Below are 16,700 nucleotides of genomic sequence, written 5' to 3'. Positions count from 1 at the left end.
TTTGATCACAGACAATAGCACAGATTATTTATTTGTCTATTCATGCCAATTACTATCTGTGACCATCTATTTCAATCGCGGTACATAGGTTTGCTCAACCACTCGATCGAGTTCAGCCTGAGTATCGATCGGCGTGCTGAAATCATTCAACAAAGGCGAGTCGGCCAGCTTTTGGCGGAAGCGATCGGCGGCAATGGTTTCCACATCGGAGGTGAATTTTTTCATTACCTCCACATTAGTCGCAACCCTCACTTGCTCGCCAGTATTTAAGATCACTGCTGCGTCTGGTGATTTTTCCAGCTTCAGCGAAATTGAACCCTCCCACACCGAAAAAACGCAGTCATCTTCGACCTTGACATGGATCGTAGTGCCGCGAATCGAAGCAACTGCCCGCTTGCCATAAACCTGCGTATTCACCTTCTCGCCTGGTTTCGCCCAGATTAAGGCTTCCCCGGCAGTGAGCCGCATGGTGCGATCGGGCTGGATGATCGTAGTTGAATTACCACCGACCCGAAAGGTGATGCCACTGGCCAGTTGGATTTGTGCCATTGCATTCCCTTTAGTTTGGACGATGTCACCCACGTTTAGTTCCATCCCGGCGGTTGCTCTTTGCCGCTGTTTTTGATTGGCGGAAACAACCCAAACCTGGCGATTGCGGACTTCTTGGATCGTGCCTGCTCTGGTGGCCTTGGTTTTACTTGCCAATAATAAATCTATTGATCGATCAATAGCTCGATCTGCGACCGGCTCTAAATTTGCCAATGTAGAACTAAAGGTAGAACTAGCCGAGTAAGTTGAATTAGTGACCTCGATCGTGGTGAGCCCAGGTTCCAAACCAAAAGCCTTGCTGCCAGTGAACAGAAATACCAGTAGATAACTCAACCAAAAACTTGATTTAAGACGAGATTTTAGGAATGACATATGTAGGCTTTTCATCAATATTCTATTTAGCCGATTGGATCTGGTTGCAGACGCTCTAAGTTCGCTGCATTTTTTTATATTTAGGTGTGATTGAAATGCTTGAATCAGCCTCCTACCAAGAGGCAAAGCCCTATATTGAAATCGCTGTAATTTACATAGATGAATCGGTTTAGATATTTTCTACAGCATAGATCTGGTATTAGCGATTAAGATTAGCTGCCCATTAATTTTAGCGGGGTGGACAATTAAGTGATATCGGCAATCTGCCAAGGGTGCGTCTCAGGTTCGATCGAAACGATAAGTAACGATAAGTATGGATAATGCCGATCGATCTAAGCTTGATTGTTCCGTTGGCCAGGTGTTTCATCGAATTGCCTCGCAACTAAAACAACTACGTTGATACAGTGGCATCTGGATTTATGCCCAACCTAAACCTGTAGATCCACTGATTTGGTCTATTTAAATGTGTTGTCGCCAAGCTAAGTTATCAAAGTAAATAGCAAATTCATTAACTCGCTTGCAGATCTAATTGAGACTTAGCATTAAGTATTTGCCTTGGTTTCGTTTGCCAATGCTGATAACTCAATGCTGATAACTCGGGCAAACCAGGATTATTCCCTAACTGGGCTTAATTAACCAATAGAATAGCTAAAGTAGCCAAATCAACTTAACAAATCTGTTAACCGCAACTCGATGAACAGAAAATCAAACCCTTTCGATCGCCTCAACCCCATGAACAGGATTAACAACCTTGGCAATCTCGATCGCCGCCAACTCCTGAAGCTCGGCTCCTTTGTCCTGGGGGCAGGGGTCTTGTCTGCTTGTAGTGCAAACAATGAACCTGCACCGAGCAGCAGCGATCAATCGCTAGATCAAGATCAACAATTAGATAAAATTGCTCTGGGTCTAGGTTGGAAAGCAGAAGCCGAATATGGCGGTTATTATCAAGCCGTGGCCACTGGCATTTATGCTGAATATGGCCTGGAAGTGGATGTGCAGGAAACACCGCCCCAGGCTAATTTGACCCAGATGCTAATGGGTGGGGTAATTGATTTTAGTTTGGGTAATGCGGTTAGTTCGATCAAGGCGCTGCAAGAGGGGATTCCCAAGGTGACGATCGCGTCGATCTTCCAAAAAGAGATCCAGGTTTTATTGGCACATCCTGGCGTGGGCAATGATTCCTTCGAGGCGCTGAAGGGGAAGCCAATTTTCCTCTCGCCTGCGGTGAATACTACCTACTGGCCACTACTGAAAAGTAAATATGGCTACGATGACAGCCAGCAACGCCCCTATAACTTTAATATTGGCCCCTTTTTAATCGATGAAAATTCAGTCCAGCAAGGGCTGTTAACCGCCGAGCCATTTACGATCGCCCAGGAGGCTGGTTTTGATCCGGTGATCCTGCAACTTGCCGAAGCCGGGTATAACCCCTATTCCTTTACGATCGATACCAAAAGAGAAACGATCGCACAAAAGCCCGATCTGGTACAGCGATTTGTGGATGCTTCAATTAAGGGTTGGTATAGCTATCTGGAAAATCCCGCCCCTGGCAATGAATTGATTCAAAAAGACAACCCAGAAATGAGCGCCGAGCAGATCGCCTACAGCATCGAGAAGCTCAAAGAATATGAAGTGATCAAGGCAGGGGTAGCAACAAAGCTAGGGATCGGTGCGATGACTGACGATCGCTGGCAGAGTTTATATAACGAATTGGTTGAATATGGCATTGTTGAAGCTGGGCTAGATTATCAAGAAGCCTATACGCTGGAATTTGCCAATAAAGGCGTGGCTTACTATCAAAGCTAAATTCCTTCATGCTATAGCTAGATCCCAAGCTCCACCAGTAGAGTAGTGATTAGTATCTAAAATATCCAGCCCAATTGAATCTTTCCTGTATGAATGTTCCCCCCGCCCTGATTCTCGATCGCGTTACCAAACGGTTTGAAAATGGTGTTGTAGCCCTTCAAGATGTGAATCTGAAAGTGGCGCAATCGGAGTTTGTCTCGTTGGTGGGGCCCTCTGGTTGCGGCAAAAGTACGCTGCTGCGGATTGTGGCCGGATTACGATCGCTCAGTGCTGGTCAGGTGGAATGGGTCGATCGCCAACTAAAAAAGCAGATCGCGTTTGTGTTTCAAGAACCCGCTCTGATGCCCTGGGCTACGGTACAAGATAATGTGCGATTGCCACTGAAGCTAAGTGGAATCGGTCGGCGTGAGGCAAATAAACTGGTAACCAGCGTGTTGCAACTGGTGGGGCTAGAAAACTTTGCCCAATCCTACCCGCGCCAGCTTTCCGGCGGTATGAAAATGCGGGTTTCGATCGCCAGAGCCCTGGTTACTTCGCCCCAGATGTTACTCATGGACGAGCCCTTTGGTGCGCTCGATGATATTACCCGCACCAGCCTGAACGATGAGCTGCTGAATTTCTGGAGCCAGGAAAAATGGACAGTGATGTTTGTCACCCACAACATATATGAGGCGGTATATTTATCCAGTCGAGTAGTGATCATGGCAGCGCGACCGGGGCGGATTGTGGCCGAAGTGGCGATCGATCAGCCCTATCCCCGTCAGCCGGAATTTCGCACCTCTCAAGCCTTTAGCCACTATTGCCAACAGGTATCGGCGCAACTGGCTCAGGCGATGATGACTTAATCACAAGCGCCAGATCATGGCAAGCAAAAGGTAAAATAGAAAGGTAGTCAAGAATTCAATCAAACAAGTTTGCACTAATGAACCTGAAGCGATTGGGGCATGTGGCGGTCTGTGTTAAAGACATCCCCGCAGCAGTAGACTTTTATCAGAAATTAGGCATGGAATTGGCCTGGCAAGATAATGATTGGGCCTATTTAAAAGCTGGCGATGATGGCCTGGCTCTGTTGGGGCCTGAATATCGTCAGGCAGGCGCGCACTTTGGCTTTGTGTTTAGCGATCGCACCGAACTAGAGCAACACCATACCCGCCTAACTGAATCAGGGGTCAGGGTAGGGAAAATTCACGATCACCGCGATGGAACAGCTTCGTTCTATAGTAAAGATCCAGACAATAACACCTTTGAATTTCTCTACGAGCCGATATCATGATTATTCTGCTCTGCAACCACTTGATGATTTTTGATATATGGCACCCATAAAAAAATTACTGATTGCTAATCGCGGTGAAATTGCGCTGCGGATCATTCGCACCTGTGAAGAAATGGGCATAGCCACCGTAGCGGTTCATTCTGAAGCCGATCGAGATTCCCTGCCTGTCCAATTGGCCAATGAAGCTGTCTGTATTGGTGAATCACCCAGCAATAAAAGTTATTTAAACATCCCTAATATTATTTCCGCCGCCCTCACCCACGATGCCACCGCGATCCATCCTGGCTATGGGTTCCTGGCTGAAAATGCTAGATTTGCGGAAATTTGTGCCGACCACAATCTTATTTTTGTGGGCCCCAGTCCCCAATCCATTTCCCAAATGGGGGATAAGTCCACGGCCAAGCGCACGATGCAAAAGGCCAACGTGCCCACCGTGCCCGGTAGTGATGACATCATCGAATCGGAAGAAGAAGCGATCAAAGTTGCCCAAAAAATTGGCTATCCGGTCATGATTAAGGCCACTGCTGGTGGTGGTGGTAAAGGGATGCGGCTGGTCTATCATCCCGAAGACCTGTTGCGATCGCTCAAGGCAGCCCAAACCGAAGCCGGAGCAGCGTTTGCCAACTCTGGTGTATATATTGAAAAATTCGTCGAAGAACCACGCCACATTGAGTTTCAAATCCTGGCCGATAGCTATGGCAATGTGGTGCATTTGGGCGAGCGCGATTGCTCAATTCAGCGCCGTCACCAGAAATTACTCGAGGAATCCCCCAGTATTGCCCTGACCCCACGTCTGCGATCGCAAATGGGTAGCGCGGCGGTGCGGGCTGCTCAGGCGATTAACTATACTGGCGCAGGCACGATCGAATTTTTGCTCGATAAGCACAACAAATTCTATTTCATGGAGATGAATACCCGCATCCAGGTGGAACACCCAGTTACAGAAATGGTGACAGGCATAGATTTGATTGCGGAACAGCTCAAAATCGCCATGGGCGAGAAGCTGCAAATCTCCCAAAAAGATGTAATTCTCAGCGGTCATGCGATTGAATGCCGCATCAATGCGGAAGACCCTGATTATGATTTCCGCCCCAACCCCGGCCGGATCAGTGCCTATTTACCACCGGGTGGCCCTGGTGTGCGGATGGATTCCCATGTTTATACTGACTATGAAATCCCGCCCTATTATGATTCGTTGATCGGCAAGCTAATTGTCTGGGCAGGCGATCGACCCACCGCGATCGCACGGATGAAGCGGGCTTTGTATGAGTTTGCGATCACTGGCGTACCCACCACGATCGGCTTTCATCAAAAGGTGTTGGAAGATGAGGCTTTTCAGAAGGGTAATGTCTATACCAGTTATGTGCAGTCATTGTTGGACAAACACCGTGATGATGAGGGATAAGCCAGCTAAAGTAATTTACTAAGCAAATCTAAATAGATGCAAGTATCCAGATACAAAACTGGTTTAGGTTCAGCCAACATTTGCTTGACTAAAGCTTGCATCTTGTTGATGGGCATAATTGTCGAAATCTTTCAGAAGATCTAGTCCTTCAAAGTACACGTAAGATAATTTTTTCGCATATTCTATATCCCAACCTAAGTCTTCTACCATTAATCCGACTAGTTTCCCTTGTGATACTTCCACATTATTAGAGTAGGCATCTATTATGAATTGCCGCCATCTTTCTTGAGCATCAGGATGAAAAGGATTGGCTTTATATAATGTCAGGCTAAATCGCCTGAGTGCTGTAGCCACTGTTTCAGGGAAAATATCTTCTACACCTACATTTGGCTTAGTTATAGTGTATTCATATGGCCGTGCCCATTTACTTATTGCAGGTTTTAGGATAACTTGCTCGAAATCTTGGAGGATTTTATTGTATTCAGACTTGGTTAATCGCCCTAGCTGATTAGGTACAATATTAGGCACATAAATTTTCCCTCTAGGACTATGAAGTAAAACTATATTGGCAACTTCTTCCTTATTCTTGTCTAACAAGCTAACGAAAGTAAAACGAAGCCCATCACCATAGGTCTCTTTCTTTGCAGTTCCTACAGCTTCGGAATCAATATCCCATAGCTCATTGATTTCCACCTCCCTTTCTACAAAATCAAACAGTGATTCTGCGTCTTCTGGCGAGCATTCAATATAGATGTTCTGGAATTGCTGCATAATTTAACAACCTATGCCGACTTTCCTTCACAATGGTGATCGGACTTTACAAAGCTACTATAACAATATTTATTGTAACAGAAATCTTAAATTAGTATGACCGATGTTTTGATCATAGGAGGGGGTATTATTGGCCTCTCGATCGCCATTGACCTAGCCCTCTACGGCGCCAAAGTGACAGTGGTCGATCGCCAACGTTGCGGCCATGGGGCAACCTGGGCAGCAGCCGGAATGCTCGCCCCAGAAGCAGAACAACTCAGCGGCAAGCTAGCCCAACTCGGTAGATCCAGCCGCGATCTCTATCCCTACTGGATTAATAAGCTCGAAGATTTGACTGGTCAAGATTGTGGCTATTGGCAGAGTGGTATCTTTACGCCGATCACCCAGAAAGAACAATTTTCGCAATATCCCGCCCAATGCATTAATCAATTTGTGAACAAATCAGCACTAGCCAGAATCCAGGAAGGACTGAGCAAGGAGGTACTGGGGGGACTATGGTTTGAAGATGATGCCCAGGTGGATAGTCGGCGGTTGTTGCAGGTATTGATCATGGCGGCGCGATCGCTGTCGGTTAATTTGCTTGAAGGGGTAAGCGTCTATGACATTGTGGCCCATGCTGACGGTAATCGCATTTCCCATTTAGAAACCAGCTCTGGCAAGTTCCAGGCTGGACATTACCTGGTGGCAACTGGAGCCTGGACGAGGGAGTTGATGCCGCTGCCAGTTTCACCCCACAAAGGGCAAATGCTGTCGGTTTTTGATCCCGATCGCAGTCTTCATCGGGTTATTTTTGCGCCAGGGATTTATATTGTGCCGCGCCTGGATGGCACGATTATTTTGGGGGCAACGGTTGAGCAGGTGGGCTTTGCCCCTGGCAATACCGCGATCGGCATCCAGACCTTATTAACCAACGCAATCGCCCTATATCCAGCGATCGCCAACATGACTATTCAAGAAACCTGGTGGGGGTTTCGTCCCTATGCGCCCAAGGAAATGCCACTATTGGGTGCAAGTAATTATGAAAATTTATCTTTGGCTACTGGTCACTATCGCAATGGCATTTTGCTGGCACCGATCACGGCCAAGCTCCTAACTGAGCATATTCGCGGTGGGAATCCTGATCCGATTTTGAAAGAGTTTAGTTATAGTCAATAGGTTTTGGTATCCCTGCACATGTTATGTAATGACATTTGGCTACAGAATCGAGACTGCCTGAAGCGTCCTTTGCTGAGAATCTGAGAATCATTACTGCTAGCTATAAGTAATACCCAAGCTTTAATTAGCCGCTGAGAAATTCTACCGCTAATTCGATCGACATCTCCTGCGTATCGCCGGGTTCGAGGGAAATAATACTCTCGCCGGAATTAAGCGCGTTGCGTGGCGCAGTCCAGGGTTCCAAACAAAAATAATCTTTCCCTTTCACTGTCCAAAACACCAGCGTTGAGTAACAGGTATCGTAGCTGAGGTTGATCTTGATCTGCCGATCGTGATCGAAGGCACTGGCCGAGCCGCCAAATAATTCCTTAAAGGCAATATCAATTTCTGCCGCTTCAAAATCCAGGCTGCCATCATAGTCATAATCAGCTTCGGTAAGATGATCCCAGAATTGATTAGCAGGAAGATCGAGCTTGAGTTTGTGCTTGTCGGCGATCGCAAAGTAGGGATGAAAACCACTGGAAAAAGGCATCGATTCCCGCGAAAGATTGGTCAGGCTCTGCTTGATCGTAAGGCGATTACCATCTACCACATAGGTATGCACTAACCGAAACTCAAATGGATAGGCGGCCAGGGTTTGGTCATCACTGCTTAGCTCCAGGACAATGCAAGCGGTGTCGGTTTCTTCGGAAGCTTGACCAATTACCTGCCAGGGCAGATCGCGGGCAAACCCATGCTGCTTCAGGGTATATTCATGGCCAGAATACACATACAAGTCTTCGGGCAGGTTGCCACAAATCGGGAATAGCACTGGAATCCCGCCCCGGATGCTTTTAGTTGGGTCGGCGAAACGTTCTTGATCGAGATAAAGAATATCTTTGCCATCTACTTGCCAAGCGCGAATAATACCGCCGCGCTCTGGCACTACTTTAATCTGCGATCGCGTCTTGGGGTCAGTGACTACGTAGGTTTTATACTGGTTTTGCTCAACCCTTACTGTCATAACTTTTTTCTTGGATGATGGTTAGAGGATGCGATCGGATTTAGCTCCGGCCAGGATCAGCACTAGAATATTTTATCGAAAAAAGCTGCTCTTAAACTGAAGAATTGCCAACCACTCGCCACTTCTGCAGATGCTAGATGTTTAATTCTTTCTGGCTGCTTAAATGGTAGTTAGGGTAGTTAAGGATTTTGACTGGAATTCTTTTTAGCGATCGCCGACAAATACTTTTCCCGATAGCCATTAGTCGCTAATTGCTCCACCCGTTTTTTACTCCATTGCTTGAGCCTGGGTAGCTCACCCACCTGACGGAATTCAGCCATGATCTCTGGCTTACAACTAACAGTCGCTACTAGTTTGGCCAATTCACGGCAGCAACTTTTGGGCAATCGCCACACTTGCTCTTCAGCAAATTTGAGTAAGATCCAGCCATTCTCATGCAGGGCTTGACTGGTGAGGCGATCTTGCCATGCATCGACGTAATTTAGCGCCGTTTTAGTCTTGAGGTCGTAGGGTACATCAATCACGATCGCAATATATAAATTATGCTCACGATCGCCATAGACAAAATCCACTAAATAAGGATTATCTAGCTGGGGCAACGTCAACAGCACATCCGCCTGGATCGCAGCACCAAAATACTGGGAAAAATATTGAGCCAGTAGATCCCTGACCTGACTAGCACAGGCCGAACCATAGACTGCTTTATCATCCTGATTATCGATCGCTAAGTCAGTGGCGATCGCTGCTTCTTGCTCATATTGCTTGAGGATTTCTGTCGCCAACGCAGCCCGAAAGTTGGCTAAGTTTTCCGGTGACAAAGCCCGATTGACTAAATTTTGATGTTGGCCGGCTCTGGCTGAATACTGATTAAGGATGGCATAATATTGCTCCATAGTCTGATCGTATTCATGGAGGCGATTTTGATATTGAAGCGACTGCATTCTGGTTCTGAGCGTAATTCCGATTAGGCCAATCACTAGCAAAACACCAGCCGAGAGTTTACTAATTCTAATCATCACCACAATTCCTAGGATCAAGGCCAGCGCTAAAATAACCGTATTGCCAACATTAACTGGCTGAGGCTCTTGATCGGTTGGTGGTTTGGGTGCTTGCTCATCAAACATTGGCACCTGTGGTTCTTCCCGCAAGGCACGCTGGATGGAAACTGGTAACAGGGCAACAGGATAACTACTCATGCTGGCTGGTGTAGGTGATTCGATCGGACTCGTATTCAGGCGGCTCCACATGGATCGTAATCCGCGCTGGAGCATAGCGATTGAGTAATAGATCCTCAACCCGCTCGGTAATGTCGTGGGCAGTTTCCACATCCTGGGGCGCAACTACCATATGCATTTCAATAAATACCTGTTGGCCTACCAATCCCCGCGAGGCAATGTCATGGCAATTAATCACACCGGGCACTGAATTAGCGATCGCGGCAATTTCTTCGGGGGCGATCGCCGCTTCATCCACCAGAATTGGTAGATTGCTCATAAAAACTTCCCAGGCACTCCAGAGCGCAAATCCCGCTACGGGAAAGGCCACGATCACATCCAGCCAGTTCAGCCAGCTCAAGCCAGTGACATTGCCAACCCAAATCCCCACCAAGCCCAGCATTACCGCCAGGGTAATCCAGATGTCGCTCATGGTGTGATAGGCATCGGCGATCAAGATATTGCTATTCAAGCGTTTGCCCACCCGTCGCTCATAGAAAGCCACAAATATATTGATCCCCAAGACTATAACCATAATCCACATCACTGGGGCATTAATATCCAGGATTTTGCCACCGGACAGTAGTCGATTGATCGCCGCTTGGATAATTTCAAAACAAACGAACAATAGTGACGCGGTAATGCCGATCGCGCCCACGGCCTCAAATTTGCGATGGCCATAGGGATGTTCACGATCGGGAAAGGGCGAGGCAAAGCGGATCGCCACCAGGCCCAAAATATTGTTAGCGCTATCGGTCAGGCTATGGAGCGCATCAGCAACCAAGCTCAATGCCCCAGTCCAAATGCCAACGATCACCTTCAGTAGTAACACTGCCACATTAAGTACCAGTGTCACAATTAATACTTTGCGTACTTCGGGACGAGTATCTTCTTGCACACTCCTACCTATAATTTCAACGCGATTAGCTAGCCGTTAGTCCCATGTATTACACAGTATTACAAGTAATATCTAAATATCTATTAATATCTAAATATCTATCATTCTATTGTGCTAGAAACAGGTCAATAAGCAAATATCCGCACAATGTCTTAGATCGAATTTGAATCCAACCGATGGAAGATGAAACACGATCGCCTTGTTTTGTGTTTTGATTGCCGTGGTTGCAACAGTCCCAGTCTAGGGTATTTAACCGGCTTTAATATTATGCTTGGCAAGGAAACACAAAAAGATTCTAGATAAACTCTGGTAAATGATACTTTGGGGCGATCGCAACTCCCACCTAGAAAAACGGTACAAAAGTTTTTAAGAGCTTCCGCAGTTTCAGCAAGCCAATTAACTCGCGCACCTCTTCTGAGACCAGCATCTCTGGCGGCAGGTTTTCGATCTGTGCCTCTAGATCTTCCTGCTGTTCAATGTATTCCGCTGCGGTGAGTAACTTGCCATCGATCGGCGATCGCGCTTCCACATATATTTCCGTGCGCAGGATTTCTTCCGGGGTATCTTCCGGTGGTGGCAATAAGTTTTGGGATTGGCTTGAAGGTGTAGTTTGGGTTTGAGACTGGTTCTGTGTTTGAGCCTCTAGGGACATGGGCAACATGCTGCTACCAATCAATATCGCTAGTAAAGATAAAGATCCTAAGGCCAGTGGCGATCGCTTAACGCCCCAACAGATTCGGTACATCCTCACACCCTCCCGGTACAGTTTTTCTAGTTTTGTTGCCACCCCAGGCACAGATATATTTTTTAGCCTCTGGCATTAATTCCACCGCCTGACTAAAATCAGCCGCCGCCACGATCGCCCCAGTATATTCACCTGTCTCAAAATCTGGCTCATGATCCCGATCCCGTGGCGAAGCAGTAGCAATATCACCATGAAACAACTTGGTCATATTTAAATCTACACCGCTCAAATTAGCATCCGCCAGGATCGCCCCACTCAGATTAGCACCAGTGAGATCGCAACCCCTAAAATCTGTGCCAATAAAATTAGCGCCACTGAGATCGCACCAGCGCAGATCGGTTTTGCTGAGATCCTTCTTCGCCAACATCACCCCCAAACTCACCACCCGAATCCCATACGCCCAGTCCACCACATAACCACCGGAACCATCCAAGATTGGCCGCCCCAGCAGGCCATCCCGCTTTAAGGGCGTGAGCAGGTTGGCACTGGAAAGAAACCGCAGGATCTTAGCTTTACCCTCCGCATCAGAGCCAGACATAATCGCCGAGGTTCTAGCCCTGGCGATCGATCGCTCCAATGGCCAGTCCTCTAGTTGGCCTTCGGGATCAAGCACCAGATCGGAGATGCCCTGAAAATAAGCATCGATCGTTTGTTGTTGGGTAATCAGGTTTTGTTGCCCCGTAAGGCGCTCAGCGATCTCATTTTGCCGCTTGGCCACCCACACCGCCAAAACCGCAATCAAAATTTGCCCCACTGCTCCCAAAGCATCCCAACGCAGGCTATTAAACCAGAGCCAGAAGGTATCATCCAAGGCCGTAAACCGCCCCCAAATTGCCAGGATTGCGATCGCCAACCCACTCGCCCAGGTAATATGCCAGTTTTGCCCCAATGGTGAGCTAAAAAACACCCTTTTTATGGCTGGCAGCAGGATCGGCATAATCACAAGAGAAGTTGCCGCAATCCCCCCCCACAACAAGCGCTGATCGGGCAGGCGCAATCCAAGCAATGCGATCGCCATTGCCACAGTTGCGATCGTTAAACCTAGAAATTTGGCGCGGCCAAAGCTGACAGGAGAAGCCACAGAATTGCCTGCTAGAGAGAGCTTAAGTAGATATATATGTAAACAAAATCAAGGCTCTACCCTTGATGTGTCGAATTATATCGGTTATTCTGCCAAACCTCTAGCTATGTTTAGAGTAAATGGGAATTCCATCCAATTCAGGCCACAAATCCCAGCAATTGCGATCAAAACTGCGCAAAAGCTACCCCTATTTCCATATTAAGCATGGATTTTAAGCATAGACCAACAAATTCAATTCATGCCCTATTTGCAAAGCCGAAAATTGTTATATCAATCTTATGGAGTCTAGCTTGCGCAATCTCTTAACCTAGAATTAACCATGTAAGCTACCCTCCGGTTTTGTCCTATGACCGCCCGTAAAAAGAACCAGACTGATACCACAGCCAACACCCCGATCACCTTCGCTACATGTGCCCAACAGGCGATCGCCAAGCACTACCAAAAGATCGTCAAGCATGAGCCCGATGTATTTGCAGACGAAGACCCAGAGGCACTGCATCAAATGCGGGTGGGGATGCGGCGGTTGCGATCGACGCTCCAGGTGTTTGCCGATATTCTGGATTTGCCCAAGGCCGCAAGTGAGAAAAATATGGCCAGGATTGGCCGTAATCTGGGCAAGGTGCGCGATCTGGATGTTTTACAAGCCGATCTTAAGAATATCTACGCGCCAACCCTACCGGAAGCGGAGCAGGCATTACTCGCCAAAGTGTTTAAATATCTGAGCAAAAAACGTAAGGTAGCTTTGGCCAAAATGCGATCGCTCCTGGCCAGCAAACCATACCAGAAATTCAGTGCCACCTATGCCAACTGGTTGGAGCAACCCTCCTTCCAAGCTGCTGATATCGATCGTGATGTCAATATTGCTAACCTGGCGGCTGAGTTTGTGATTCCCGATCTGCTAATTCCGACCCTGGTGAATTTGTTTCAACATCCTGGCTGGCTGGTGGGCACTAATTTAAGCGAGGGAAAATTAGCGATCGCACCGATCGCCCCAGAACAGCTAGAATCAGAACTCAAAACCCATGATGCGGCGCTGCATGATCTGCGCAAGCAAATTAAGCGGGTGCGCTATCAAACCGAGTTTTTTACTGCTTTCTATGGTGCAGACTATGCCAAGGAAATTAAGCATTTTCAGACTGCCCAGGAAGCACTCGGCAAGTTGCAGGATAGTTTTGTGTTGGCATCGCTTCTGGTTAAGGCATTGGGCAAAAATGTCGAAACAAAAATGCCGACCCTGACTGAGCAACTACGCCAGCAAAGGGTGAGCGCTTGGCAGCAGCTACGGCCAATTCAAGCCCTCTATATCGATCGCACCTACCGCGATCGCTTGATTCAAATTTTACTAAAACCAACCACCATCTCATCAACTAGCTCTAAAGCTACTAAAACCAAATCTACGGCCGCCAAAACCGCAACTAAGACCGCCAAAACTCCTAAAACCAGTAGCTCTAAGAAATCAGCTAAATCAACTAAAACCTCAACTGCCGCAACCTCTAAAACAAGTAACCCGAAACCATCTTCAACTGCAAAAACGCCTGCTAAAACTAACAGTAATACTGCGACGGGGGCGGGTAATGCCCAGAAGAATATCAAAACGAAAAGTGCAACTAGTTCTAAAGCTTCTGCATTTTCTGAATCTTCGGCATCGACCAGAGCCAAGCGATCGGCTAAACCAGCAACCAGCTCTAATAACTCTCATAAAAATAAAACTACTACAGCATCTAAAGCCACCACAGATGGTAAATCCACTAAACAAGAGCAGCAACCAGCCACAGCACCAGGGAAAAAGGGAACTACTAGCACTAAAAAAGAGCCTCAAGCTGCCGCACCTGTTGAGTCAAAGCCTTCAAAAGCTAAGCCAAATCAAACTGCCCAGCCACCGATCGCCGAGACGAGTATGAATGGCGATCGATCGGTTAATTCAACTAAATCTACATAGAGCTTAATAGAGCTTAAGACTTATGTCATCTGTCATCTAGGTTTAGGTCACCTGGATAATGTAATCGGCGCTGAGACTGAGGGTGAAGAAATCCTCAAATATGGCAATCACATCACTATTGGGGCCAAAACCAGCACTGGTGTTGTGATAGTAGATCGCACTGCCCACATATCCAGTGGGAGCCGCCGCGATCGAATAGGTGCCGCTGCCAGAGAGTTGAATAAAATCATCCAGGGGATTGAAGTCAGTAATCACCGCCACCCCAAATGCGGCAGTCATTCCATCGTTGTAGTAAATCCTGAGCCGATCGCCCAGTACAAAAGTATCTTCGCCCGATCCTCCGGTCAGGGTATCAATTTCGCCTAGCCCTGGAGCAGAGAAGCTGAGATCCACGCCAGTGAGGAAGTCGCCACCGCGATCGCCATTCACCAAATCATTGCTGCCACCACCTATCAGAATATCGCTATCTTTGCCGCCATGCAGGGTATCATTGCCATCCCCACCCAGCACCAGATCGCTGCCCAGATTGCCGTTCAAAAAATCATTTCCTTCCTCACCATCCAGCGTATCGGCATCTTTGCCCCCCACGGCAAAATCATCCCCTTCGCCCCCTAAAATCGAATCGTTGTTTTGATTGCCATTGATCGTGTCATCACCATCAATGCCATAGATCGAATCATTACCAGCAAAACCAAACAAAAATGAATTTTCACCAGGCTGATCGAGCAGAACATCAAAGCCTGCGGTACCAAAAATAATTGCCATCCCTAATTTGCTCCTGCACTAAACCACATCTAGTTTCTTTGTCCTTCAAAATTTGCATTATTGCCAATTCTTTACTAAAGGACTTTTAGTAAACTTAAATACAGCGCCAGAATACAGGAGCTAGGCTGAGACGTAAAGGCCGAGATTTGGCAAGATTTCCCACAATAAATTTTAGCTGGGTATGTATTTAATTAAATTGCAGTCTATTTGATCGATCAAGAAGCTTAGATTATCGATCGAATAGAGATTATGGCGATCGCTAAGCCAATATAAACATCCAAAACCCACAGATATGATTACCTCCATACCGGTGGGAATTGATTAGCACATTGCCACGACTAACGGGCATTATGATATTTTGTATGTTTTGGTATTGCTATGGAACTAAGCATTCAAGCATTCGATTCAGATTGGGCGATCGCCTGCATGGCTCTGGCTAATTCAGAGGCCACCTCTGGGCGCGAAAACTGTGGTGGTGGCAACTCACCTCGGCGTAGCATCTCGCGTACCTTCGTACCCGACAGGTGAATGCGTTCCTCTGGCAAACTGGGGCTGGTCTTGGCTGTGGCCATGCCACCAGTACGCTTGCAATAGAAAGCATGTTCAAACATCAATGGCGTGATGCCCAATTCACCGGGTTCAAATTCCCCAAAAATATGTTGTGCGTCATAGGTGCCATAATAATCACCCACCCCAGCATGATCACGACCCACAATGAAGTGAGTGCAGCCATAATTTTTCCGCAGCAGGGCATGGAAAATTGCCTCGCGGGGGCCAGCATAGCGCATCGCCGAAGGATTGATCGCCAGAATCACGCGATCGTGGGGGTAATATTTCTCCAGGATGATTTCATAGCAACGCATCCGCACATCTGCGGGAATATCATCCTTTTTGGTAGCGCCAACTAGTGGATGCAGGAACAAACCATCGACAATTTCCAGTGCCGACTTTTGAATATATTCATGGGCGCGGTGGATCGGGTTGCGAGTCTGGAAACCCACCACAGTCCGCCAGCCTTTTTCTTGAAACAATTGGCGGGATTCTGCCGGATCGATTTGATAGGTAGGAAATTGGGGATGGGGGCGGCGCTCCAACAGCCATACATCACCAGCCAGGTTTACCTCACCTTGATCATAAATCACCTTTACGCCAGGATGCTTGTCTTCATTGGTGCGATAAACATGCAAGGCTTCATGCACCTTGTCATAGGTATATTTTTGGCTTAGCTCCAGTACGCCAATAAATTCCCCATTGGGATCATCAAGCCGTACCAGGCTGTCTAATTCCAGTTGGTTAGCGATCGCCTCAGCGACAGGTAGCGTCACCGGGATCGACCAGGGTAAACCATTGGCCAGGCGCATGTTCTCAACCACGCCGATATAGTCAGCCTGGTTCATAAATCCGGTCAGCGGGCTAAAGCCACCGATCGCAATTAGTTCTAAATCCGAGAGCGATCGTTCAGATAGTTGCACCCTGGGTAAGCGATCGGCCTGGGCAAGGAAATCTTGTTTTTGCCGATCGGCAGCAATGCGATTAATTAACTGACCACCATGAGCGGCAATTGTCTCAATAGATCGCGTCATAATTTTTTGACTTTAGCGTTTAGAACTACTTACATACATAGTAATGTTACAAGCTAAAAGCCAACTTAATAAAGACAATCTTAAAATATGGCGATCGCAGTCGTTAGACTTACGCTAGACTTAATTTGATCATAAATGCTC

15 protein-coding genes are annotated in these 16,700 nt (G+C 47.3%); 6 read left to right on the top strand and 9 right to left on the bottom strand.

What is annotated here, in order from left to right; translation table 11 throughout:
• Positions 1 to 66 precede the first annotated feature (66 nt).
• Positions 67 to 882: a FecR domain-containing protein gene (locus tag PSE7367_RS15810; protein ID WP_041698548.1), complete on the bottom strand. Its 816-nt coding sequence runs from the start codon at positions 880 to 882 to the stop codon at positions 67 to 69.
• Between the two features lie 771 nt (positions 883 to 1,653).
• On the opposite strand from PSE7367_RS15810, the gene PSE7367_RS15805 reads away from it, so the two are divergent.
• The 4 genes from PSE7367_RS15805 (at position 1,654) to accC (ending at position 5,405) form a co-directional block, all read left to right on the top strand.
• The gene (locus PSE7367_RS15805; RefSeq protein ID WP_015166359.1) at positions 1,654 to 2,727 is read left to right on the top strand and encodes an ABC transporter substrate-binding protein; all 1,074 of its coding nucleotides are present in this window, start codon (positions 1,654 to 1,656) and stop codon (positions 2,725 to 2,727) included.
• A gap of 89 nt (positions 2,728 to 2,816) precedes the next feature.
• Positions 2,817 to 3,572 carry an ABC transporter ATP-binding protein gene (locus tag PSE7367_RS15800; RefSeq protein WP_015166358.1) on the top strand — a complete coding sequence of 252 codons (756 nt, stop codon included), beginning with the start codon at positions 2,817 to 2,819 and terminating at the stop codon, positions 3,570 to 3,572.
• Positions 3,573 to 3,649: 77 nt separating this feature from the next.
• Positions 3,650 to 4,000, top strand: coding sequence for a VOC family protein (locus PSE7367_RS15795; RefSeq protein ID WP_015166357.1), 351 nt, complete (start codon positions 3,650 to 3,652; stop codon positions 3,998 to 4,000).
• Positions 4,001 to 4,037: 37 nt separating this feature from the next.
• Positions 4,038 to 5,405 carry an acetyl-CoA carboxylase biotin carboxylase subunit gene (gene accC, locus PSE7367_RS15790; protein WP_015166356.1) on the top strand — a complete coding sequence of 456 codons (1,368 nt, stop codon included), beginning with the start codon at positions 4,038 to 4,040 and terminating at the stop codon, positions 5,403 to 5,405.
• 69 nt (positions 5,406 to 5,474) lie between these two features.
• Here the strand turns inward: accC and PSE7367_RS15785 are convergent, their stop codons facing one another.
• The gene (locus PSE7367_RS15785) at positions 5,475 to 6,176 is read right to left on the bottom strand and encodes a hypothetical protein (RefSeq protein WP_015166355.1); all 702 of its coding nucleotides are present in this window, start codon (positions 6,174 to 6,176) and stop codon (positions 5,475 to 5,477) included.
• 96 nt (positions 6,177 to 6,272) lie between these two features.
• Here PSE7367_RS15785 and thiO point away from each other — a divergent pair, with 96 nt between their 5' ends.
• Positions 6,273 to 7,331, top strand: a complete 1,059-nt coding sequence (thiO, locus tag PSE7367_RS15780; protein ID WP_015166354.1) for a glycine oxidase ThiO — start codon at positions 6,273 to 6,275, stop codon at positions 7,329 to 7,331.
• Between the two features lie 124 nt (positions 7,332 to 7,455).
• On the opposite strand, the gene PSE7367_RS15775 is transcribed toward thiO, so the two are convergent.
• The 5 genes from PSE7367_RS15775 to PSE7367_RS15755 all read right to left on the bottom strand — a co-directional run bounded on the left by PSE7367_RS15775 (position 7,456) and on the right by PSE7367_RS15755 (position 12,272).
• Entirely contained in the window at positions 7,456 to 8,334 is an 879-nt protein-coding gene (locus PSE7367_RS15775) for an aldose epimerase family protein (protein ID WP_015166353.1), read from the bottom strand.
• Positions 8,335 to 8,513: 179 nt separating this feature from the next.
• Positions 8,514 to 9,605 (bottom strand): hypothetical protein, encoded by a 1,092-nt coding sequence (locus PSE7367_RS15770; RefSeq protein WP_198013424.1) that lies wholly within the window; start codon positions 9,603 to 9,605, stop codon positions 8,514 to 8,516.
• Positions 9,523 to 10,446 carry a CDF family zinc efflux transporter Cdf31 gene (cdf31, locus tag PSE7367_RS15765; protein WP_015166351.1) on the bottom strand — a complete coding sequence of 308 codons (924 nt, stop codon included), beginning with the start codon at positions 10,444 to 10,446 and terminating at the stop codon, positions 9,523 to 9,525. Before cdf31 ends, PSE7367_RS15770 begins: the two co-directional genes overlap by 83 nt.
• Before the next feature lie 343 nt (positions 10,447 to 10,789).
• Positions 10,790 to 11,191 (bottom strand): hypothetical protein, encoded by a 402-nt coding sequence (locus PSE7367_RS22995; RefSeq protein WP_264314156.1) that lies wholly within the window; start codon positions 11,189 to 11,191, stop codon positions 10,790 to 10,792.
• Positions 11,166 to 12,272 (bottom strand): pentapeptide repeat-containing protein, encoded by a 1,107-nt coding sequence (locus PSE7367_RS15755; RefSeq protein ID WP_015166349.1) that lies wholly within the window; start codon positions 12,270 to 12,272, stop codon positions 11,166 to 11,168. Before PSE7367_RS15755 ends, PSE7367_RS22995 begins: the two co-directional genes overlap by 26 nt.
• A 346-nt stretch (positions 12,273 to 12,618) precedes the next feature.
• Between PSE7367_RS15755 and PSE7367_RS20630 the strand changes: the two genes are divergently transcribed.
• The gene (locus PSE7367_RS20630) at positions 12,619 to 14,211 is read left to right on the top strand and encodes a CHAD domain-containing protein (RefSeq protein WP_015166348.1); all 1,593 of its coding nucleotides are present in this window, start codon (positions 12,619 to 12,621) and stop codon (positions 14,209 to 14,211) included.
• A gap of 42 nt (positions 14,212 to 14,253) precedes the next feature.
• Here PSE7367_RS20630 and PSE7367_RS22155 read toward each other — a convergent pair whose 3' ends face one another.
• Positions 14,254 to 14,976: a calcium-binding protein gene (locus tag PSE7367_RS22155; RefSeq protein WP_015166347.1), complete on the bottom strand. Its 723-nt coding sequence runs from the start codon at positions 14,974 to 14,976 to the stop codon at positions 14,254 to 14,256.
• Between the two features lie 392 nt (positions 14,977 to 15,368).
• Positions 15,369 to 16,559: a sulfate adenylyltransferase gene (gene sat / locus PSE7367_RS15740; protein WP_015166346.1), complete on the bottom strand. Its 1,191-nt coding sequence runs from the start codon at positions 16,557 to 16,559 to the stop codon at positions 15,369 to 15,371.
• Positions 16,560 to 16,700: the final 141 nt, after the last annotated feature.

The sequence above is a fragment of the Pseudanabaena sp. PCC 7367 genome, assembly GCF_000317065.1.
GTDB classification, from domain to species: domain Bacteria; phylum Cyanobacteriota; class Cyanobacteriia; order Pseudanabaenales; family Pseudanabaenaceae; genus Thalassoporum; species Thalassoporum mexicanum.
This window is presented reverse-complemented; position numbering and strand designations above follow the sequence as displayed.